At 60.4% G+C, this 22,424-nt stretch carries 19 protein-coding genes; 8 read left to right on the top strand and 11 right to left on the bottom strand.

All coding sequences use genetic code 11. From position 1 onward, the window contains the following. Positions 1-111 precede the first annotated feature (111 nt). Positions 112-1,623, bottom strand: a complete 1,512-nt coding sequence (locus CXQ94_RS09760) for an acetyl-CoA hydrolase/transferase family protein (RefSeq protein WP_104089179.1) — start codon at positions 1,621-1,623, stop codon at positions 112-114. A 162-nt stretch (positions 1,624-1,785) separates the two neighbouring features. On the opposite strand from CXQ94_RS09760, the gene CXQ94_RS09755 reads away from it, so the two are divergent. From CXQ94_RS09755 to CXQ94_RS09745, 3 genes are all read left to right on the top strand, one after another. Further along, the gene (locus CXQ94_RS09755; protein WP_104089175.1) at positions 1,786-2,148 is read left to right on the top strand and encodes a hypothetical protein; all 363 of its coding nucleotides are present in this window, start codon (positions 1,786-1,788) and stop codon (positions 2,146-2,148) included. 26 nt (positions 2,149-2,174) lie between these two features. Continuing rightward, complete coding sequence (locus CXQ94_RS09750; protein WP_104089172.1) at positions 2,175-2,570, top strand: hypothetical protein; 396 nt, start codon at positions 2,175-2,177, stop codon at positions 2,568-2,570. Positions 2,571-2,777: 207 nt separating this feature from the next. Then, positions 2,778-3,053 (top strand): hypothetical protein, encoded by a 276-nt coding sequence (locus CXQ94_RS09745; protein WP_104089169.1) that lies wholly within the window; start codon positions 2,778-2,780, stop codon positions 3,051-3,053. Positions 3,054-3,150: 97 nt separating this feature from the next. Here CXQ94_RS09745 and CXQ94_RS09740 read toward each other — a convergent pair whose 3' ends face one another. The 4 genes from CXQ94_RS09740 to CXQ94_RS09725 form a co-directional block, all read right to left on the bottom strand. Continuing rightward, a complete protein-coding gene (locus CXQ94_RS09740) occupies positions 3,151-4,035 on the bottom strand; it encodes a hypothetical protein (protein ID WP_104089165.1) in 885 nt (294 codons plus the stop codon). A gap of 141 nt (positions 4,036-4,176) precedes the next feature. Continuing rightward, entirely contained in the window at positions 4,177-4,899 is a 723-nt protein-coding gene (locus tag CXQ94_RS09735; protein WP_104089343.1) for a glycosidase, read from the bottom strand. 103 nt (positions 4,900-5,002) lie between these two features. Beyond that, complete coding sequence (locus tag CXQ94_RS09730) at positions 5,003-5,854, bottom strand: SDR family NAD(P)-dependent oxidoreductase (RefSeq protein WP_104089162.1); 852 nt, start codon at positions 5,852-5,854, stop codon at positions 5,003-5,005. Positions 5,855-5,913: 59 nt separating this feature from the next. After that, a complete protein-coding gene (locus CXQ94_RS09725) occupies positions 5,914-9,069 on the bottom strand; it encodes a DUF3427 domain-containing protein (protein ID WP_258066934.1) in 3,156 nt (1,051 codons plus the stop codon). 631 nt (positions 9,070-9,700) lie between these two features. On the opposite strand from CXQ94_RS09725, the gene CXQ94_RS09720 reads away from it, so the two are divergent. After that, the gene (locus CXQ94_RS09720; protein ID WP_104089159.1) at positions 9,701-12,907 is read left to right on the top strand and encodes a glycoside hydrolase N-terminal domain-containing protein; all 3,207 of its coding nucleotides are present in this window, start codon (positions 9,701-9,703) and stop codon (positions 12,905-12,907) included. Between the two features lie 231 nt (positions 12,908-13,138). Here CXQ94_RS09720 and CXQ94_RS09715 read toward each other — a convergent pair whose 3' ends face one another. From CXQ94_RS09715 to CXQ94_RS09690, 6 genes are read right to left on the bottom strand one after another with little or no spacing between them, the layout of a single operon-like run. Then, on the bottom strand, positions 13,139-13,468 hold the full coding sequence (locus CXQ94_RS09715; RefSeq protein ID WP_104089156.1) for an L-rhamnose mutarotase: 330 nt from the start codon (positions 13,466-13,468) through the stop codon (positions 13,139-13,141). 14 nt (positions 13,469-13,482) lie between these two features. Continuing rightward, complete coding sequence (locus tag CXQ94_RS09710) at positions 13,483-15,003, bottom strand: sugar ABC transporter ATP-binding protein (RefSeq protein WP_104089153.1); 1,521 nt, start codon at positions 15,001-15,003, stop codon at positions 13,483-13,485. Further along, entirely contained in the window at positions 15,000-16,046 is a 1,047-nt protein-coding gene (locus tag CXQ94_RS09705) for an ABC transporter permease (RefSeq protein ID WP_104089150.1), read from the bottom strand. The genes CXQ94_RS09710 and CXQ94_RS09705 overlap by 4 nt, the downstream gene beginning before the upstream one ends. Continuing rightward, entirely contained in the window at positions 16,043-17,161 is a 1,119-nt protein-coding gene (locus CXQ94_RS09700) for an ABC transporter permease (protein ID WP_104089147.1), read from the bottom strand. Before CXQ94_RS09700 ends, CXQ94_RS09705 begins: the two co-directional genes overlap by 4 nt. After that, positions 17,158-18,246, bottom strand: coding sequence for a mandelate racemase/muconate lactonizing enzyme family protein (locus tag CXQ94_RS09695; protein WP_104089144.1), 1,089 nt, complete (start codon positions 18,244-18,246; stop codon positions 17,158-17,160). The genes CXQ94_RS09700 and CXQ94_RS09695 overlap by 4 nt, the downstream gene beginning before the upstream one ends. A gap of 30 nt (positions 18,247-18,276) precedes the next feature. After that, positions 18,277-19,323, bottom strand: coding sequence for a substrate-binding domain-containing protein (locus CXQ94_RS09690; RefSeq protein ID WP_104089142.1), 1,047 nt, complete (start codon positions 19,321-19,323; stop codon positions 18,277-18,279). Positions 19,324-19,424: 101 nt separating this feature from the next. Here CXQ94_RS09690 and CXQ94_RS09685 point away from each other — a divergent pair, with 101 nt between their 5' ends. The 4 genes from CXQ94_RS09685 to CXQ94_RS09675 all read left to right on the top strand — a co-directional run bounded on the left by CXQ94_RS09685 (position 19,425) and on the right by CXQ94_RS09675 (position 22,421). Further along, positions 19,425-20,165 carry a GntR family transcriptional regulator gene (locus tag CXQ94_RS09685; RefSeq protein ID WP_219817020.1) on the top strand — a complete coding sequence of 247 codons (741 nt, stop codon included), beginning with the start codon at positions 19,425-19,427 and terminating at the stop codon, positions 20,163-20,165. Positions 20,166-20,239: 74 nt separating this feature from the next. Further along, entirely contained in the window at positions 20,240-21,292 is a 1,053-nt protein-coding gene (locus CXQ94_RS09680; RefSeq protein ID WP_104089139.1) for a hypothetical protein, read from the top strand. Between the two features lie 32 nt (positions 21,293-21,324). Further along, entirely contained in the window at positions 21,325-21,489 is a 165-nt protein-coding gene (locus CXQ94_RS22590; protein WP_181034155.1) for a hypothetical protein, read from the top strand. Positions 21,490-21,647: 158 nt separating this feature from the next. Then, positions 21,648-22,421: a FadR/GntR family transcriptional regulator gene (locus CXQ94_RS09675; RefSeq protein WP_181034154.1), complete on the top strand. Its 774-nt coding sequence runs from the start codon at positions 21,648-21,650 to the stop codon at positions 22,419-22,421. The last annotated feature ends 3 nt before the right edge of the window (positions 22,422-22,424 follow it).

The raw sequence follows: 22,424 nt of genomic DNA, 5'->3' as shown, positions 1-22,424 counted from the left end.
GGCACTTGACGAGTTGGCGCCGTCTTCGCGGAATCTGCTTAGCAGGAGCGCAGAAAAGCCCCGTTCTCGCCTCCCATGTGGGCGCGGGAACGGGGCATTTTCGCAACGAAACTACAGACGCATGTCACCGGTTTCGATGTAGCGCTGGTGCCAGGAAAGCGCCTCGCCCATCAGGTGCGGGGTGTGCTTGCCGTAGGAGTCGCGCGACGCACGCGCGAAGTAGTCCTCGAGCATCGGCTTGTAGTCCGGGTGCGCGCAGTTTTCAACGATGACGCGGGCGCGCTGCTTCGGCGCAAGGCCGCGGAGGTCTGCCAGACCCTGCTCGGTGATGATGAGCATGGTGTCGTGCTCGGTGTGGTCAACGTGGCTGGCCATGGGAACGATGCCTGAAATCTTGCCGCCCTTTGCCGTCGACGGGGACATGAACGCGCCGAGGTAGCCGTTGCGGGCGAAGTCGCCGGAGCCGCCGATGCCGTTCATGACGTGCGAGCCGACCACGTGCGTGGAGTTCACGTTGCCGTAGATGTCCGCTTCGATCATGCCGTTCAGGGCAATGCAGCCCAGGCGGCGGATCAGCTCGGGATGGTTGGAGATCTCCTGGGTGCGGAAGACGATGCGCTCACGGTAGAAGTCAACGTTGCGGTTGAACTCCTCGATGCCTGCCTCGGACAGGGAGAAGGAGGTTGCCGAAGCGAACGCCAGAGTGCCGTCCTTGATGAGCTCCAGCATGCCGTCCTGGATGACCTCGGTGTACGCCTTCAGTCCGCGGTATCCGCCGCGGGACAGCCCGGCCAGCACCGCGTTGGCAATGTTGCCCACGCCTGACTGCAGGGGCAGGAGCTTGTCGGTCAGTCGGCCAGCCTTGATCTCGACGTCGAGGAAGTCCAGCAGGTGGTTTGCGATCTGGTTGGAGGCTTCGTCGGGTGCGGCGAAGGCCGAGAGACGGTCGGGTGCGTCCGTTTCCACGACGGCGATGACCTTCTCGGCGTCGACGTGCAGGTACGGGACACCGATCCGGTCTTCAGGCTCGGTCAGCATGATGGGCTTGCGGTGCGGGGGCAGCGCCGTACCGTAGTAAATGTCGTGCATCCCTTCCATGGACGCCGACTGCTGCGTGTTGACCTCGATGATCACGGCGTCAGCCATGTCCAACCAGGTCTTGTTGTTGCCCACCGACGACGACGGAATCAGCGTGCCGTCCTCACGGATGCCAACAACTTCGATGATGGCAATGTTGATGCCACCGTAGAAGCCGAACCAGGTGTGCTGGGCTACATGGCTGAGGTGGATGTCCATGTAGTCGAGTTCGCCGTCGTTGATCCGCTTGCGCAGCGCCGGGTCAGACATGTACGGCAGGCGCAGTTCCATGCCGCCCACCTTTGCCAGGACGCCGTCGAGCTCGGGGGCCGTGGAGGCGCCGGTGAGGACCTTGATCTTGAACGATTCGCCCTTGGCGTGGACTTCCTCCATCTGGACGGCGAGTGCCTGCGGGACAGCCTTGGGGTAGCCGGCACCGGTGAACCCGCTCATGGCCACCGTCATTCCGGGCTTGATGAGTGCCGCAGCAGCTGCCGCTGACATCCTCTTTTCCAACAACCCGGTATGGCGAATTCGATCGTTCACGGTGGCCCTTTCCTTCAAAAATATTGACATTCGTCGCTTGAATGTCATCCAGACCACTATAGACGGTGACGCAGAATACACCCAGTTAAGACTTTCGTCTAGGGTTTTCTGGCTTCTTAAGCACGACGACGGCACCCCAGCGAAGACTGATAGAAATAGAGCATGACTGAACCCACACTGCCGCCGGCAGCCAAATCCGAGCAACTGCTGGCCCCGCGTTCACAGCTGGTTGGAACCGTGGCGGCCCTGGTGGGCTGGATTGTTGTCATAGTCCCCATCATTGCGACGGCGGCGCTGGTGTTCATCCTGGTCATGAACCCCGACACGAGTTTGGCGAACATCGGCAAGATTGGGTTGATCTTCCTTGGTGCCGTCCTCCTGTTTTGCATGATTGCCGCCCCGCACCTCGTGGGCCAGGCCGTCATCCACCGGGAGCGGGCCATGTGGTTGGCGGCGTTGTGGACGGGAATTCCCACGGTAGCGGTCATCATCTTCTTGCTCGTCCTGTGGATCCGCAGTAATTAGTCAGGCATAGCTGCTACAAATAACCCATGACGAAAGCGCACCGCGATACCCCATCCCAACGCTCGGCCCCATCCAAATCCGGTGCCGCGCAAAAGCCGCAACGCTCCGTAGGCTGGGTCGTCAGCATCACGTTGATCGGGTGGATCGTACTGGCAACCCCGGTGGCGGCGATGGGTGTCCTGACCTATCTTCTGTTCTTCTCGGCCAGTGGCGATTCCAATCAGGCGTGGATCATTGTCCAAGGGGTTCTCAGCGCAGCCATGGGGCTTTGCATGATCGCCTTCCCGGTATTATTGGGGTTTGCGGTCATGAAACGACGCCGGGGCCTGTGGATCGGTGCCATCGTCACCGGCGCCCTCAGCGTGGCAACACTCATCTACGTTTCCGGGTCGATTTTCGGACCGCCAACAGTCTCCGGCTAGACGATCAGCCGCTTACGTTTCGAATCAATGTCCGCGCCCGCCGCGACGTGAACTTCGCCTTATGCCTCACGGAGTTACTTGATGTCTATTCCCCCGCCGCCGCCAGTAGGCGGTCCAGTCCATCCTGCGGGATACTACGGACAGCCCCCATATGATCCCGCCAAGCAAGTTCGAAAGCCCCGGTCCATCTGGTGGACAATCGCCGTTATGGCCGTTGGCTGGTCACTTTTGGCCTACCCGGCCTTTTACGTGATAATCCTTTCCACCCTAGGATTCGGCCTCGGTATTGGCCACAATGGGCTTACTTTTGGTGCAATCTTTACGGCGTTACTTACCGTTCTCGCCGCCGGGAGCATGGTGGCGCTCCCCGCATTGCTGGGCCTGGCCATCCGATGGCGAAATAAGATCCTGTGGGTACTCTCTGCTGTCACCGGCATTGTCACTGCCATCACCCTGGTGCGCTATCAGTTTCCGCACTTGTAAAAGGCGCCCCAATTCGGCCCCATCACGGTCCAAAGTTGGAATAGTCAAAGACTGCGGCGGGCCGGTCCCTTAGAACCGACCCGCCACAATTGTGGAACTACTTGATGTTCCAGTACGCCCGCTGGTCTTGCTTCATCGAGAACTGCGGTTCCACGAAAGCCTTGCCGTTGACGACTGCCTCAGCCGGGACATCCATGCAGACCTGGTAATCAGCAGTGGCACCGTTTTCCAGGGTTGGGAGCGATGTTCCTGACTTTTCCAGCACTGCCATGCAGGTGGTGTTGGAGTATTGGCGGGCGTCGCTGCCAACAAACTTTGTGGAGAGGTCAATCCACGGGTTGCCTTCTTTGGCCCCGATGTACTTTACGGAAATGTCCACCAGCACGTATTGACCCGTGGCCGGCTCATTGAATTGGTTGACCGCTGCAATCACATCCCCGGCATTGGGGTTGACGCCTGTGACGGTGACTTCATAGTCACCGCCGACCTTTGCGGCGGTACCCAAGGCTAGGGCGGCGTCGTCGGCCTTCTTTTGATCCTTGGGCGCCGTGTCAACCACGCCGTCGGCACTGTCGCTGATGGACTTGCTGATGCCATCGAGCATCGAGGAGTACATGGCCTGCGAGGCCAGCACGCCCACAAGGGCAACGACGGCAATAATCAAGGCCGCGATGGAAGTGCCCTTGGCTTTGGACCGCTTCTTGATCGAAATAACGAGAGCCGGGATCGCGAAGCCCAGTGCCAGCAAACCCAGGAAGAACACCAGATTGTTCACGATCGGTACCCAGCACAAAACCAGCGAGACAATCGCAAGGATCAGAGCGGTGATGGCCAGCGCCTTGCCGGCTCCCTTGTTTCCAGCCGGGGCAGGCGGCGGAGCAAATTGCCCCGGAGGCGGATACCCTGGGCCGCCGGAAGGCGGCATGTTCGACGGTGGTGCATAGTAGGACCCCTGCTGCTGGTCCGTTGTTTCATTCCCCAATGTGGATCTCCTCATACGTGTGAAGCAGGGAGGCAACTAGTGCCCCCTGCGGCATCGGATTCGAGATGAATTCGATCTAAGACTCACGGTAGGAGGAGGGTCAGACATTCTAGAAAGGGAACGGTGAACACGGGCGGAAAGTCAGCCCCGAAGCACATCCTTCGTGGCATGGTCGTAGTGGAAGGTGACGTTCCCGCCGTCGTGCGAGAACTCGTGATTGGCACCGTCGAACTGCCCGAACGCACCGTAGTTTTCATCCCAAGAACCGTTCACCACGGCCTTGTAGCTGTAGCTTCCTGCGGGCAGATCTGCGGTCAACTTCCACGTGCCGGAGTGGGCATCGAGTTCCATCTGCACCTCGTCATGGGCCGGGTCCCAGTTTTCCACGGCGCCCAGAATCGTGCCAAAGTCGCCGGCCAGGGCAACGGACTGCGGCTGATCCCCGAGTACACCGCCGTTCTCCCCCGGCGCTTTGGCAGCGGCTTTCTTTGGAGTCGCCTTGGCGGAGGACTTAGGCGCCGCTGCCCTCTTAGTGACAGTCTTCTTGGCGGCAGGCTTCTCCGGCAATGATGTGTCAGCTGGAACGGGGGTACCGTTGGCGAGTGCTGCCGTCAACGACTCAGCGTCCTTGAATGCAACCGTTGCCTTCAATCCGTCTTCGGTGATCTCCCAACCGCTGCGGCCCTTGGACATCCAGCCCGCCTTGACGAGTTCCGCCGTGGCCTTCGTGAGGTTTTTGTGTCCGCGGGGAATGCCACCACTGAGCAGTTCGGACTCTTCCTTGGTGAAAGGAATGCGGGCAACCGCCTCAGCAAGGACCGCTCCCCCATTGGGTTTCTCCTCCGCCCACGACCCTGCGGCCATGATGTCCAGAACTTCCTTGAGTCGGCGGTTTGTGTTGTCTCGAATGCTCACGGTGGTCCTCCTAGAGAAGCGGGTACGTTCCTACTCTAGGCATCAAAAAGGGCTACTCCCCAGTAGGTGACGAAGTCCCCAGCCAGGGCCCCACCATGCGTTCGCTGCGCTCCCAAAGATCTGCAGCCAGGAGGGCATCGTTGGCCTGCTGGCTGACTCGAGCAGTTTTTCGCTTGGCGTAGTATCCACCGGATTCCCAATCCAGTCCCGGTTGCCCAACGGCCAGCCACACCAGCGTCTGGGCGCCCTGAGCCGGCGTCAACATGTACGACCGCATGCCACTGCCATAGGCGAATCGCATGAAGCTCGCGGACCCGGCCGAGAAGTTGGTGGCGACCCCGCCCGGGTGGAAGGCTGCCGCCGTCAGCCCTGTTGCCGCAAATCGACGGTGGAGTTCCTTGGTAAATAAGATATTCGCCAGCTTGGCGTTCCCGTACGCTCGGTTTGCCGAGTATTTTTTGCCCGCATCGAGGTCGTCGATGTCCAGCTTCCCGAACAACTTATGGGCGACGCTGGAGGTGTTGATGACTCGCGCTTCGCTCGACACGAGAACATCGAGCAATAGTGTGGTGAGCAAAAACGGTGCCAGATGATTTACCTGAAGAGTCTTCTCAAACCCGTCCATCGTTAACGCCCGCGGTCCCATGATTCCGCCCGCATTGTTCGCCAGCACGTCAATTCGCGGATACCTTGACTTCAGTGCCCGGGCAAGGTCCCTCACCTCATCAAGCCGCTCAAAGTCGGCAATGAAGTAGTCGGCACCGATGTCATCTGCGACAGCTTGCGTTCGTTTTGCCGACCGGCCGACGACGACAATGGTATCGCCAGTCTGTGCCAAAGTCCGGGCAGCGGCTTCACCGATGCCGCTGCTGGCGCCGGTGATGACAATCGTGCGTAAGTCCATAGGTACCCATCTCCTCTCCTACAGTGCCGCCCACGGTAGCAAGCGAAGTTGGGAGCAGGCTATTGCGCGACCGCTGCCGCTTCCGCGTATACGTCGGCAGGCATGGGTCGCTGAAGCCTCCAGGTGATCGAGATGGGCTTCTCTCCGCGATGCTGGACGTAGTCCACTTGTCCAAGGCAGGTGTAGGGCATGGTCAGCCCTGTCTCGTCCTCCGCGGAGTCACGGGTGAACAGGAGGACTTGAGAACCGTGGGCCTTGCGGTTGAGATACCTTTGGCCCGTGGGGCTCGACGGCGACGTCGCATTTTGGGATTCCCAATGAAACAGTTCCGGGCTGAGGGCATAGTCCTTGTACATCGTCGTGGCCGAATGGTTCGCCTCGTCCTTGTTGAGTGTCACGAAAAACGCATCCGTTTTGGTTTGTGGGCACCAGGCAACGCCCTCACGGTGTTTGACGTTCTTGCCCAGACCCAAAGAGCCATACTCCAGGGCTGCGAGGATTTCTTCGCGCCGGTAGGTGGCATGCGAATACAGTGGAATGGCACCAAACTCCATGCCCAGGCTTTTGCCTGCCCGCTTCGAGGCAGCAGCGCCCAAGGCAACAATCTGCTGAATCTCACCACATACGGCTGTGAACCGCCGTATGTGCTCGAAGCCTTCGTCATAGCTACTGAACCCGCCCGTATCGTCCCACAGTGTGTAGAACAGCATCCGGGCCAGGACCTGCTCCCGGGGGCCGAGATCGGCGTAGTTGGGAGCGCCGCTGGACACCAGCATGGAATACGCGTCTGCCCGTTCCAGATCGTCAACATGAATCAGCGCCGCCATCCGGCTCAACAGTTTCTTCTCTTCAGCCGCGAACAAGCCGTCAAGTGTGCCCGTCGCCAAGGCTTCAGCCGGCGACACCGATTCGCCCAGTCCGGCCAAGCGCAGGTATTCGGTCCATGAATTCTTCGTTGTCCTGTAGACCGTCTTAACGCCGTTCCCTGATTTCTCGAGGTAGGACGCTAGTAGCCGTTCACCGTAGGACTTGATATCGGCGGCCAACTTTGGTTTGTTGAGGTTCAGCTGCACTTTCAGGTTCTTCAGTACAACTTCCTTGGCCACCCGGTCAAGCACAATTTGGGATCCCGATGGCAGGAACGGAAATTCCTCTTCTACGGCTTTTTCCAACTGCTTGCGCCCATAGCCCGTCATGGCCCTGAACCGCACATCAAAACGGAATTCGCGGTGCTGCTGACCAATAAAATCGAGCACGGTCAGCACGGACTTCTCCGGCGACCGCCGGAGCCCGCGGCCCAACTGCTGGACAAAGATGGTGGCGCTCTGAGTCGGGCGCAGCAACAGAATCGTGTCCACCTGCGGCATATCAAGGCCTTCATTGAACAGGTCCACGGCGAAGATGCAATTGATTTCCCGCTTGCGCAGGCGATTCAGGGCACGGGCGCGTTCGTCGTCGTCAGTCTGGCCTGAAACGGCAACTGAAACGATGCCTGCCTTGTTGAACACCATCGCCATGTACTCCGCGTGTTGCACCGAGACGCAAAACCCAATGGCCCGCATGCCGGCGGTACTCGTAACCTTGTCCTGAAGCTCTTTGATGACCTTGGCAGCCCGCGCATCGTTGCCCGTGTACAAGGCGCTAAGTTGCTGCAGATCGTATGAGCCACGCTTCCATTCAAGGTGACTCAGGTCGACGTCGTCGGAGACTCCGAAGTAGTGGAATGGAACGAGAAGATCGGCGTCGAGCGCGTCCCAAAGCCGCAGTTCGCTGGCTGTGCGGCCCTCGAAAAACTCCGCGGCAACATGGATGCCATCGCTGCGCTCTGGCGTGGCCGTCAGGCCCAGCAACTCTGCGGGTCTCAGGTGCTCAATGAGCTGGCGGTACGTGGGGGCGGCAGAGTGATGGAATTCGTCAATGACGACGACGTCGAACCGGTCCGCAGGAAACTCAAGGACGCCCCGGGCCGAGAGCGACTGGACACTGGCGAACACATGCTTCCATTGCTCTGGCTTGTGGTCGCCTACGAAAAGCTCGCCGAAGGCGCCATCCTGCATCACGTTGCGGTACGTCGTCATTGACTGCTGCAGAATTTCTTTACGATGCGCGACAAATAGCAGTGACAGCATTCTGCCTGCTTGCTTACACAAGCGCTTGTAGTCCAGTGCGGCGATGACAGTTTTTCCCGTGCCGGTGGCAGCGACAAGAAGGTTTCGGTGGAAACCCTTGCCGCGTTCAGCCTCAAGGTCTTCGAGCATTTCGATCTGGTGCAGGTACGGTTCCACTTCCAGGCCGGTGTAACCCGTGGGGGCCGTGGTTTGAGCGCCACCATTGCGTTTGAGCGCATCATCCAGCTTCGCCGCATCAGTTTCTGGATCATAGGGCTGGAACGCGCGCTGTTCCCAGTAGCTGTCAAAGGTGATGGCGAACTTTTGGAGTAGCGCAGGGGTGCCGATGTTGGACAGCCGAACGTTCCATTCCAAACCGTCAAGCATGGCCGCCTGGCTAAGGTTGGAACTGCCCACATACGCGGTGCTGAAGCCAGTGTGGCGATGAAACAGCCACGCCTTGGCGTGAAGTCGCGTGGACTGAGTCTCGTAGCTGATCTTGACTTCGGCCCCGAACTTGTTGACGAGCTGGTCAATGGCCCGGCGCTCTGTGGCACCCATGTAAGTGGTGGTGATGACCCGGAGCTTGCCACCACGCTCTTTCAATCCTTCAAGCGCAGGTTCCAGCAATCGAACGCCGGTCCAGCGAATGAAAGCACATAAGAGGTCGACGGAGTCTGCTGATTCAATCTCCGCGCGAATTTCCGCGGCCAGGTTCGGGTCGTCCTTGCCATTGGTAAGTAGCGCGCTGTCACTGAGGTTCGTGGTCGGCCTGCGGAGTTGCCGGCGTTTGAGCGCATCAGGCCTATGAAGCGACCTGAGCTGGGCGGGACCTTGGGTGATTTGTTGTCCCGGGTTGATGAGCGAGAGGAGTTGGTTAGTCTTGTCCACCCGATCCTCAACCTTCGTCCGGGTGAGCATCGCTTTGACGGCTTCGGACACGTGATGGGCCAGGGCTTCTGGTGAAGCATCTTGGCCAACGATTTCCACTGTGGGCTGCAAATCCGGCACCGCCGCCAAGCGTCTGCCCAGGTCGTTGGTATGCAGGAGCTCGTAGAGACCTTCGGGCAGGTGCTCCGGTGCGTCATCCCCATCAAATGTGTTCACTTCGCCAGGCTATGCGGTGGGTGCGACAAAGACGAACGGTGACGGTACCCTCGCGGCGAATGGCCGTACTTGACCGGCCAGGTCGATACAACGCATCCAATTCAATTCCGAGTCGTTTGGGGTCGCAAGATGGCATCGGCCCTTCTCTTTTTGACCGCGGCATTTATGGGGCGCCAAGCACTTCCAAGTGCGAGAACCTCACCAGCGCTGATCCGCGCCAGCCAGCCGGTGACCTGGTTATCAAATAGGCCATCAAGGAGTTGGGCTGAAATTCCTTCACGCCCCCAGAAACGTACTGCAGCGTCGGGGATTCCCATCCGGGGTCTGGCCCACCGACCACCCCGCCTTCAAACGAATTACTTCCGGTCTATGGTCTGCGTCCACTGCCAAACTCCGGTTGCAAGGATTCTGGCATCCATGAAAAGACTTTTTGAATCATGCGAAGTCAACTGGTGGTGAGCAAAATATTTGTAGGCGCCCACGTCCCTGACCAATTGGATCAACTCCCCGGAGCACCGTAGACACCAAATATGGGCTGTGTCACACTATTCGGGTGGCGTCTAAATCCTATAGGAATAGAATATAGACATTGGCCACACAGACACCAGACCAATGCAGCTCAGGAGTTTCCATGACCTTTGCACAACCCAGTCGCCGTAATTTCCTCAAACTCGGCGGTGCCCTAGCACTCACTCCGCTTGTCACCCAGCTCATCGCCAAGGGCGCCTACGCAGCGCCAGGTCAGCACGCAGCCACCATCCTTGCCCCGCATCCGGCCCTCTCCACCCACGCACTTTGGTACCAGTTACCCGCCACCGACTGGTCCTCCAGCGCCCTCCCGATCGGCAACGGCCGCCTCGGCGCCATGTTCTTCGGAGACCCCTCCCATGACCGGATCCAGTTCAATGAGCAGAGCCTGTGGGGCGGAGTCAACAACTACGACAACGCATTGGCCGGACAGCCCGAGGGCGCATTCGACACGAGCGTCACTGGCTTCGGCTCGTACCGCAACTTTGGCGATGTAGTAGTCAGCTTCGCCGAACAGCCCGTGGTGACTGCACCCGGCGGCCCCTACGAAACCTCCAGCATCCAGACCGTGGCCGCATCCGCCGACGGGAACACCGCCAGCAAATGGTGCATTGTCGGCCCTCCGGCCAAGGTGACGTGGCAGGTCAGGCTGCCGTCCGCCGTCGCGGTTTCCAAATACTCCCTCACGAGTGCCGAGGATGTCCCCGCCCGCGATCCCCAGGACTGGACATTTTCCGGCTCACAGGACGGCGTCGCATGGACTGTCCTAGACACACAGACGCTTTCCGGCCCGTTCGAAAGCCGCCGCTTGACCAAGGAATTCACCACCGCCAACCAGGCCGCGTATGCGTTTTACAGGTTCGATTTCACTCCCAAGCCCGGCGTCAGTCATTTCCAGGTCTCCGAAATCACCCTGGCCGGGGTGAACCTGAGCGGACAGTCCTCGCTCTACGTCTCCTCGCCCACGGGACATTCCGACGGCGCGGACACCGGTTCCGGCATCCTGGCCAGCGTCGATGGCTCCCCCACCACGGCATGGGTGGCCCCCAATCCAGGGTCCGGCGTCCTCTGGCAGGCTGACCTGGGTATGGCCGTGGCACTGACCTCCTACGCACTAACTTCCTCGACAGGCGATGCAGGCGAAGATCCAACCGCCTGGGTGCTTGAAGGCTCCAACGACCGGCGCAGCTGGGTGTCGCTGGACACCAACAAGCCAGGGGCTCCCTTCGCCTCCCGCGGCCAAGTCGTCAACCGCCCCTTGCCGGGCAGCGCTTCTTACAGTTCCTACCGCCTCACACTGCGCGGCGCTTCCAATGCCAAGTCGCTCCGGATCGCCGATATCGTACTGCTTGGCACCGGCTTCGACTCCCGCACAGCCACCGCCGTGGCCGAATACAAGCGGGCACTGGACCCTACGGTAGGCATTCACATCACGCAGTTCGGCACCGCCGGCAACCGGGTGTTGCGCGAGGCATTCGCCAGCCGGACCGCTGACGTCATCGTCATGCGCTATGAAACGGACCGGGCCGGCGGCCTCACCGGCACCATTGCCCTGACCTCTGCACAGGACACCCCCACCACGGCCGACGCCACCACCGGGTCGCTGAGCTTTGCCGGAGCCATGGCCAACCAGCTCAAGCACGCCGCTACCCTGCGAATTGTGAACACCGACGGCGCAATCTCCAGCGCCGACGGCAAGCTACACGTTGCCGGCGCCTCCACCATGACGCTGATCCTGGACGCGCGGACCGACTACAAGCTCGACGCCGCCGCCGGATGGCGCGGAGCCGACCCCTCACCCGGCATCGCCAAGGCCATCTCCGCCGCCGCTTCCCGCAGCTATGAGCAACTGCGCCAGGATCACAAGGGCGAGTTCTCGCCGCTCATGTCAAGGGTGTCCGTGGACTGGGGCACGACGGCGGACGAAGTCGCAAAGGTGCCCACCGACCTTCGACTGGCGGCCTATGGGACTGGCCAGGATGACCCGAGCCTGGAACAGACCTTGTTTGCCTACGGCCGCTACCTACTACTGGGATCGTCCCGGCCCGGCGGACTACCTGCCAACTTGCAGGGTTTGTGGAACGACAGCAACCAGCCGCCATGGGCATCGGATTACCACACCAACATCAACATCCAAATGAACTACTGGGGCGCCGAAACAGCCAACATGTCCGAAAGCCACGAAGCCCTCGTGGAGTTCGTCAAGCAGGTGGCAGTGCCCAGCCGTGTGGCCACCCGCAACGCCTTCGGCGCGGGAACCCGCGGCTGGACCGCGCGGACCAGCCAGAGCATCTTTGGTGGCAACGCCTGGGAGTGGAACACCGTGGCAAGCGCCTGGTATGGCCTACACATCTACGAACATTGGGCCTTCAACCAGGACGAAAAGTACCTTCGGGAGACGGCCCTGCCCATGCTCAAGGAAATCTGCCAGTTCTGGGAAGATCGCCTCGTCGAGGATGCGGACGGCAGGCTCGTCTCACCCAACGGCTGGTCCCCCGAGCACGGACCCCGCGAAAACGGTGTCATGTACGACCAGCAGATCATCTGGGACCTGTTCCAGAACTACATTGACTGCGAGGATGTGGCCAAGGCGGACCGTGTGTACCGGGCACGGGTGAAGGATCTACAGTCGCGTTTGGCGCCGAACAAGATCGGCAAGTGGGGGCAACTGCAGGAATGGCAGACGGACCGGGACGACCCCAACGACGTCCACCGCCACACATCACACCTGTTCGGAGTCTTCCCGGGACGCCAGATTGACTTGAAAGCAACCCCCGAGCTGGCTGCGGCCGCGCTTGTGTCCCTCAAGGCCCGCTGCAGCGAAAAAGAGGGCCAACCTTTCACAGAAGGCAATGTCACCGGTGACAGCCGCGGTTCCTGGACGTGGCCGTGGCGACTGGCTGTATTTGCCCGGCTCGGCGAAGCCGAGCGTGCCCGCTACATGCTGCGCGGACTCCTGCGCTACAACACGCAGCCCAACCTGTTCTGCAAGGTCCCGCCGTTCCAGATGGACGGAAACTTCGGCATCACCGGTGCCGTGGCCGAGATGCTGATCCAGAGCCACACCGGGCGGATCGAACTGCTCCCGGCCCTGCCTGCTGCTTGGAAGGACGGAGCGTTCACGGGATTGCGCGCCCGTGGCGGCTACGAGCTGAATTGCGCCTGGAAGAACGGAAAAGTCACCCTCGTGGAAGTCATCGGCGACAAGTCCCCCAACCAGGGCAACATCACCGTGCGCATGAACGGGAAGGATTACAAGGTCAAGCCCACCAAGCCGGGTCAGAAGACCAAGCCGTTCTCGCCGAGCTAGGCGCGCACGTTTTCGGCCGGTGACAAGAGTCGACGGGCCGGGCCCCCATGCGAATGGGGGCCCGGCCCGTCGTTTGTCCGCCAGGCAGACAAATCGCCGCCGGCAACGAGCGGTATACCTAGATGGTCGAACACTAACCGGGTCTCAGGTGCTCCCGTGTCGGCGTGGCGGGTCCGACGAGCTGGCCGGGACCGATTGTGGGTGTGCGCGTAGAAGCTTGCGTAGGTCAGCTCATGCCAGATGCCAGAGTTCTACGGCGTCGTCCCACATTTTGCCGGCGGCTGCGGCCGCCGGCAGAGGTTGCTGGCAGGGGTCCGTCAATTTCCACCATTGCTGAGTGATAGGGTCCGCGGCCATTGCAGCCATGTCCGCGGCGTAGTCAATACCGGTGTATTCGAAGTACCCCAGCAGGAGGTCGCCGTGGTTGAAAATAGTGTAGTTTTCAATGTTGCTGGCGCTCAGCCGCGCTTCAACCTCAGGCCACACGATGTGGTGGAGGCGGATGTACTCTTCTTTGGCTTCGGGTTTGAGGCCGATAATCTGAAGGTGCCGTTCTGACATGTCAGGTGCTTCCTCTAGTGGGACGGAGCCTTGGCATGGATCAACCGGATCACGTCTTGGCTCATGGAATCGTAGTGGCGGGTGTTCTCCACTGTTCCAGCCAACGTGAAACTGTCCATGACTGCAATACGGTCCGCCAGGGTGATCATTTCGGCGAGGTCGCTGGAAATCAGCAAGATGGCCAGCCCCTGATCCGCCAGGCCCCAAATCAATTCGTAGAAGGACCGTTTGGTCCGTACGTCGATGCCGATGGTTGGTTCGTCGATGATCAGGATTTTCGGGTCCGCGGCCAGCCATTTCGCCAAACTCACCTTTTGCTGGTTGCCGCCGGAAAGCTGCCCGGCCAGCTGGTCCTGGGAGGAAATCCGGATGCCCAGTTCCTGCACGTACTTTTCCACCAGGGCACGCTCGTCTGAAACCTTCACCACGCCTAGCGGCCCAGCCAGTTTCCCCCACGTTGTGGCCGCGATGTTGCGGGTGATGTTCGCATCAAGAAACACCCCTTCTTCCTTGCGACTTTCGGTGACGTAACCGATCCCGTAGTCGTGCAAGGCGTCCTTGACAGAGCGAATCTTGGCTGGCTTGCCGTTGACAAGCAGCTCGCCCTCGGTGATCCGTTCACGGCCCAGGATGGCATGAGCCAGCTCGGTCCGTCCGGCACCCACCAGGCCGTAGAGGCCCAGGATTTCTCCGGGGCGCACGTCCAAGGAAATGCCGCCGTGACCTGCCGTGGTCGTGACATTTCGCAGTTCAAGGACAGGGTCGACGGCGGTGTTCACGGAGCGTTCGGGCGTCACCAAGGACGCCAGCGAACGGCCCACCATGATATTGACGATCTCATCGTGCGGGTGATCGGCCAGTGCCGCGTCGCTGAGTACTGTCTTGCCGTCCCGAAGCACCGTGACGGTGTCACAGTGCGCGTAGACCTCATCAAGTTTGTGGCTCACAAACAAGATGGCGGCGCCGTCGTCCTTGAGCCGGTGAATGACCTTGAAGAGTTTGGCTGCCTCGGCGTCACTGATGGAGGCCGTGGGTTCGTCGAGGAGCAACACCTTGGTGTCGGTGTAAAGGGCCCGGGCGATTTCGACCAGTTGGATCTGGGCGGAGGACAGCTTGGAGATGGGGGTGCTGGGATCTATATCGAAGTCCAGCATGGCTAGACAGCGCGAAGCCTCGGAGTTCACCTTTTTCCAGTCGATGAATCCGAACTTCTTCGGTGTCCGGCTGAGCACAATGTTCTCGGCAACGGTGAATTCACGAATCACGTTGCGTTCCTGGTGGACCACACCCACCCCTGCCTCCGTGGACTCGGAGGGGTTGCTAAAGGTTTGCTCTGCCCCGCTAATGAGCAGGCTGCCGGAGTCGGCCGTGTGCACGCCGGTGAGGTACTTGATCAGGGTTGATTTTCCGGCACCGTTTTCACCTAGCAGGGCGTGAATTTCGCCGCCGGCCAGTGTCAGATTCACATTGTCCAAAGCCTTGACACCCGGGTACGTCTTGGTGACATTGCGTGCTTGCAGGATGGGGGTGCTCATAGTGATGCCTCTTTAGCTGCTGTTTCTGCCATGTGCGGTGCATTGATGCGATGGGTGGCCACCCTGGCCCGGAGCATCCCTGCCTTGGTGGATTCTCGGTTTTCCCGCAATCGGCCCAGGGCAACCGTGCCCAGGATGACGGCGCCGATAACAAGGTTCACCCAGGCTGGGGCCAGTTGGAATTCGGCGCGTGCACTGTCTACCAGCCTGACCACAAAGGCCGCCAGGACGGTGCCGAACACAGCAACCGTGCCACCTGTCAGGGAGACCCCGCCGATGATCGGCGCGGCAAAGCTGGACAGCAGCCAGTCACCGCCAACGCTCTGGTTCACACCGGGCAGTGAGGCGAACGAGACAAAACCGGCAAATCCTGCAATCAGACCGGAGGCACCGTGGGCAATGGTGAGGCTGCGGTCGTTGGAAATGCCCGCCAAGGTGGCCGCATGCTCGTTGTCACCACTGGCCAGAAGGTGCCGCCCCGTCGTCGTATATTTGAACGCCAGCCCCACGAGCACGGCCACCACTATGGCGATCACGAAGATGGCGGGCAGACCCAGCACGCTGGCCTTGCCCAGAGCGGCAACCGGCTTCCAGTTGTCCGCCGAGATGGTGCGGGTATTGACTAGTGCGTACTGGACGCCGAGAAGGACGGTCATGGTGGCGAGGGTGACGATGAAGCCGTTGATCTTGGTGACTACCACCAAGATGCCGTTGGCCAGTCCCGCCACGGCCCCCACCACCAAGCACACGAGGGCGCCGAGCCAGGGGTTGAAGCCCCAGTCGGCCACCATCACTGCGGCTAGGCAGGCGGAGACCCCGCCAATGGCGCCGATGGCCAGGTTTAGTTGCCCCACAGCAAGGGTGATCATCTGGGCCAATCCGATCAGGATGGGCACTGCGAGGAATTGGAAGAAGGTCTGCATTGAGACCGGGCCGAAGAAGTTGCCACCGGAGGAGATGCCAAGCACTACGGCACCAATGACGATGGTGGCGAGCAGGACCAGGTACTGGGATCCCAGCGATGCGGGCAGTTTCAATTTCATGCTGTTGCTCCGCTCGAAAGGGCTTGCCGGTCTGCTGGCTGGTCAGGGGGTGTCTCGCTTGGTAGTTCGGCAGGCTTGCGACGGCGGACCGTGCGAATCCGCTCTGCCGACAAGGCCACCAGCAGGATCAACCCCAAGAAGACGTTTAGCATTTCGATGCCGGCACCGAACAGTTCCAGCCCGCGCCGGATCAGCAGGGCAAGGGTGATGCCCAGGAATGTCCCGGTCACGGAGATATAGCCACCGGCCAGCAAGGTGCCGCCCAGGATGGGGCCCAGAAAGGACTGGAGCATGAATTCATTACCGATTGCCGGAGTGAACGATCCGGTGCTGGTGGCCAGCAGGATGCCGGCGAAGGCGGCCAGTGCGCCGGAGATGGCGTGGACAAGGACCACACGCTTGTTCGTGGGGATGGCGGAAAGCTCGGCGGCCTTGATATTGGCGCCGGTGAGTAGGATTTCCCGGCCAAGTTTGGTCTTGCTGTACAGACCGCCCACCAGGAGCACCACCAACAGAACGGGGACCACCATGACGGGGATGGCTGCGGGGCCGCAGTAGCCGGCCATACAAACATCAAGGAAGGTGCCGCGGCCTAAAAACTCCATGCCTTCGGGCTTAGCCGTGAAGGCCGATCCGGGGCTGAGCGTTGTATAGACGGTGGGGATCAAGCCTAGGAGCGCGAAACTCATGGCAAGGGTGACAATGAAGGAGTTCACTCCGGTCTTGGCAATAATCCAGCCGGTTAGGGCGCCGATGAGGGCACCGGCAACCAGGCCTACCAACAGCCCGGCAATGAACGGCATCTTCCACAGGTCGAAGGCCAATCCTGTGAACATGGCACCGAAGGCGGCCATGTTTCCCACGGCAATGTTCATCTGGCCAATGGAGAGCACCATCATCTGGGCCAGGCCCACGATGGTGAAGATAGCCACGCTTGTCAGCAGCGGGGCAATGACAAAAGCACCGTTGAAAGCGTTTGGTTTGGCGCTGCCAATAATGCCGACCAGAACCACAATAATCAGAACCAGAAAAAATTGTGGCGAGGTCAAATATCGTTTGAAGTCGATCCCCTGCCGGCGCTTTGCAGCGCCGGCAGGGCTTGTCTCGTTGCTCATGCCACTACCCTTTTCTCGATCTCATCCATGTCCCAGTCGATGCCCAGGCCGGGGGTGTTAGGCGCTAAGGCCCGGCCATCTGCAATGGTCATCTCGCTTCTAGTGATGGCACGCAGCTGCGGGATATGTTCCACATAGCGACCGTTGGGGATTGCCGCGAGCAGGCTGACATGCAGTTCCATGAGGAAATGTGGGCAGACGGCCACATTGAATGCCTCGGCCAAATGCGCCACTTTCAGCCACGGGGTAATACCGCCGATCCGGGCAACATCTACCTGGACAATGCCCGCGGCACCGCGCTGGAGGTACTCACGGAATTGGGCCACGGAATACATGGACTCCCCCACAGCCACAGGGATGGAGGTGGCTTCGGCCAAGCGCACATGACCGGAGATGTCATCGGCCGGCATGGGTTCTTCCAGCCAGAAGATGTCTAGCGGTTCCAGCGCCCTGGCCCGGCGAATCGCCTCGGGTCCGGTCATCGACTGGTTAGCGTCCACCATGATGTCCATGCGCGGGCCCACGGCATTGCGCACTGCCTGTAGCCGTTCCACATCCTCGGAGACGTGCTGTTTGCCAATTTTGACCTTCAACCCGCCCCAGCCCGCCGCCTGCGACGCCTTGGCCGAGTGGACCAGTTCGTCAGTGGTCAGGTGCAGCCATCCGCCTTCGGTGTCATATAGCGGCACATCTTGGCGGAAGCCGCCTGCTACCTGCCACAGAGGCGCCGCCGCCCGGTGGGACTTCAGATCCCACAGAGCGGTGTCGACGGCGGCCAGTGCCAGCGAGGTAATAGCTCCGGTGGTGGTGGCCCGGGTGGAGGCAAAGAGGTCCATCCAGATTTGTTCTATGTTGGCGGCGTCCATGCCAGGCAGCCGGCCCACGAGGTGCTCGCGCAGCATGGCTAGGACGGCTTGACCGCCCGTTCCAATGGTGTACGAGTATCCGAGGCCAGTCAGGCCGTCGTCGGTCTTTATCTCAACAAAGATGGTTTCCTGTTTGAGGAAACTCTGGACAGCGTCCGTTCGCACGGTCTCAACTTCAAGATCAACGAGGTAGGCGCGGGCGTGGGTGATGCGCGGCATGATGGCCTTTCAAACAAGAGGTGGTGGGTGTTACTTGCAGCTGAGGTACTTCGAGTCGAAGTCCTTTTGCAGCTGGGCCGTCTTCTCTGCACGCTCGGTCTCATAGGTGGCGACGTTCTTGCTGTCGACCACGAAGGATCCTGAATCCACGATCTCGCCGGGTTTGGTCATGGTGCACTGCTTGCTAGCAAGCTTGGACAGGGCATAGGTGCCCACGTAGGCCTGACCTGTGGGGTTCTGAACCACGGTTGCAGAGACTGAGCCGTCCTTGATGGCGGAGAGGATTGTGGCGTCGTCGTCGATGGCGACGAGCTTGATCTTTAGCCCGGAGTCTTTGACGGCTGTTGCCGCGGCAACAGCCGGGTTGTAGGCGGTGGAGACAATGCCGTTTAGCTGGCTGCCCTTAGAGGCCAGCAAATCCGAGACCGCCTTCTGGGCCGTGGTGAGGTCCTTGTCAACGTCGGTGAGGTCCGGAAGCAAAGTGACGGCACCATTGGTCTCGGCCACTGCCTGTTTGACGCCGGCAATGCGGCGCTGCGTGTTGGAGTCGACGTTATTGCCGGTCAGGTGGGCAAGAGTACCCTTGCCGCCCATGGCCTCGATGGCGGCCTTGGCTGCTTTGTAGGCAGCCTCTTGAGTGTCTGTGGAGAGGCAGAAATCAGCGGCGTTGCTCTCACCCGCGGGGCAGGAGCCCAAGGCTGCGGTGGCGACGCCATGCTTGGCAAGATTGGCGAAGGTAGAGTTAATATCCGTCGGGGAAACGCCGAAGACACCAAAGGCGTTGTAGCCGTTGGCCACCATGGAGTTGATGACGTCGTTTTGCTTGGTCTGATCCCAGGCCGCCGTCTCGTTGAACGTGACATCTCCGAGCTTGAAATCGACCTTAGCCTTTTCCCCTGCCGGCGCCCACGGCTGGAAGTAGGGGTGTGCGCCGCCAGAAATCAGACCCACCTTGATGGCGTCGGGGGAAACTGCGCTGGCTCCCCCACCCGTGGCATCTTGGGGTGTGCAAGCGGTTATGGCGAGAGTCGATACAGCCAGGAGGGCCATCGTGGTGGTGAGTGTCTTGAGTCTCATCGTTGAGTATCCAGTCTATTTGTCAAGATCCTATAGGATATAGTGATATTTCATTATGTGACCGGATACACTTTCTGTCAAGGAATGGGAATGGAGAGACTTTGGACGAGTCATATTTGACATCGCTGCACGGCATGGCCCCTCGCCAAGAACTTGCGGATGAGGTCTACGAGCTACTCCGCGCCCACATCATGCGCGGAACCATACCGCCTGGCGTCCGCATCAACATCGAGGATGTGGCCCGCCAACTTAATGTTTCCCCCACCCCTGTTAGGGAAACCCTGGCCCGCCTTGAGTCCGAAGGCTTGGTGGACCGTCAGCCCCGCCGCGGCTACACGGCCACCGAGCTGCTGAGTAGGGACGACGTTCGCGAACTCTACGAAATGCGCATGCTCCTGGAGCCCTACGCCGTGGAACGCGCCGCCCTGGGGGCGAATGCAACATTTCTTCGGCAGATCACCGACGAGCTGGAGGCCGGGCGTGAACTGGCCAAGGCAGGGGCGTCTATCCCGCCTGCCGAGCTTTCAGCGCACGACGAGCGCTTCCATGACCTGATCTTCCGGGCGGCGGGCAATGAACTCATCCGCCAGTCTTACGCACGCACCCACTGCCATCTTCACATTTTCAGACTCTCTTTCTCGGACACCTTTGATGACCACACCATTGCCGAGCACGGCCAGATCGTGGAACCCCTGGCGTCCGGGAACATACCGGCGGCGGCGGAGGCCATGCGGGCTCACATCGTCGCCTCGGAAGGGCGTGTACTGAACTACTTCGAGAGCCAGCAATCACAGCCGGCCGGGTGGCGGAATAGTCCCTTGCGTTCCCGTGCAGCGGGGTAGCGGCCGCTTCCGCATAGAGTATTCCTGAGCAAGCTGCACCCCACATGGCTGCGCACCCGACATAGAGGCATGAAATGACGATACTCATTGAGGACGACGGTCCGCTGATAGTCATTTCCTTTCTCGTCATCTGCCTCATTTCCATCACAGTTCAGATTCTGGAAAATGCGCGGCAACGCAGAAAGCTTGCGGTGGTGGCAGGCCCCAACCAGGAGACTCGGGAGAAGGGGCGCCTGTTTTTCTACACGGTGCTCATCCTTGGCTTGCTCACCCTCGTGGCCAACTACGTCGTGGGTATCACCTCAAGCATCGCTGCGACTCACTTCGGCGAGGTCAAGGACCCCATCGGACTGTTCTCGCTGCCCGGATTCAACTTCACACTGCTGACGCTTCTTCTCTACGCCGTCGCGATCCTGGTCATTTCGGGCCTGTTCCTGCGGAGCGAACGCATTGAGCTCCCCGAGCTCCTGGCCGATCTCCACGACGCCCGAAAATTCGGCGCCCTGGACAGTCCCCGGCAAATTGCGCACTACGCCGCCGAACTTGAGCACCTGAACCAAACCCGCCAGGCTGCCCGCGACAGGCAGTTCACCTCCGGCGACTTTGACAGCTACTTCACCTCGCAGGAGTCCCTCGAACGGCCCCGACTGCGCCATCAAATCCGGCACCTGCGGCACCATCCCGCGCACCGCGCAAGGAACAAGTACTTCCACAGGCGCATCTTCCTCAACTACGGTTTGGCCGCCGGGAAATGGCTGCTGCCCTTTGCCCTGATTTCCCTGGGTTCGTTCTACTTTGCCCTCGACGAGCTGGTGAATCCGGACGACGCCGGTGTGGACCATTCCCTGGCGCTCGCCTGGGCAGTCGCCGGTCTTGTGGGGCTCCTGGCCTTCGCCAGCCAATACCGCTGCGAGGTGGGCAAGGTGCTGCTGAAGTCGCGCAAGGAGTTCATCTCCAACCAGACCGAGGCGGAGTGCCGCAGCATTCTGGAACAGGCAACGGCGGATCTCCCCGCACCCACCCCGCCAGTCACCGGCTCTCAGGGCAGCGCAGACGACGACGGCGCAGAACCTTGGCTGCGCATTGGCCCTTGGGAAGCCCGCCGGAGACGGACGAAAAAGCCCTAATATTTTCGCGGCGCCCGGACTATGGTGTAAATATGAGCAAACACCCAGACCGTGACGCCGACTTGATCCTCGACCCCGCAGCACGGGACCCATTGGCCGACGTTTATTCAGAAATGGTCTCCCCGGACATCGCGGAGATCAACGACCACGCCACCACGCTGGAACAGGAAAGCGAAACCGAAACAGACCACATGTAGGGACCATGTGGTCATGAATCGTTGACGCATTCGGGCAGATAGTGGCCAATAGAACACGCGTATGCCGCGTCGTATGCCCGCCCGAGCCACATCTCCCGGATAGAATTAATAGGACCGTGTAGCAGGTCGCTGGCGGTTCAACGGAAAGGATGGGCATCTTGTCACTTTCCCCACTTGACGCCTCACACAGCACGGCAGCCGTCTTCACCCCCATTAAGTCCGGCGGGCTTGTTGAAGAGGTATGTAAGCGCATCGAACTGGCAGTGGAGTCCGGCCTCCTCAAGAGCGGCCAACGCCTGCCCAATGAAATTGAGATGTCCGCGTCCCTTGGCGTTTCCGCCGTCACAGTCCGCGAAGCCCTCGCCCTGCTGCGCGATCAGGGCCTGATCCGCACCACGCGCGGACGCAACGGCGGCAGCTTTGTCACCGAAAATTCTTTCCCCTCGGAAGCCCGGACACGCGAGAAATTGCTGTCCCTGACACCCTATGAGATCGCCGATATAAGTCTTCACCTGCAGGCTATTTCCGTGGCGTGTGCAGGGGCTGCCGCCCTACGCGCGGGGCCCGAGGACATCGCATCTATGCGGTCGCACCTGCGGCCCGAGGAGTCACTTGACGAGGCCGACGCCATGTTTGCCTGGCGCCGGGAGGCATCCGAATTTATGCTGGCGGTAGCCATGGCTGCACGCTCCGCACGGATGGCTCGCGAACTCTGGAACCTGCAGTCCGATGCAGGCACTCTGAGCATGTTGCCCTTTGAGGACCCCAACTTTTGTGAGCTGACGGCAACACTGAATGAGTCGATCACCAACGCCATAGAGGCCCAGGATCCTATCGCTGCGGAAGCCCGCATGCGGGACCTCTGCATGGCGGGCAATGAGTGGCTGTTGGCCGAGTATGCCCGAGAGGCAGACCTGAACCATTCGTTATAAGGG

The sequence above is a fragment of the Arthrobacter sp. GMC3 genome (assembly GCF_002929305.1).
Classification (GTDB): Bacteria; Actinomycetota; Actinomycetes; order Actinomycetales; family Micrococcaceae; genus Specibacter.
This window is presented reverse-complemented; position numbering and strand designations above follow the sequence as displayed.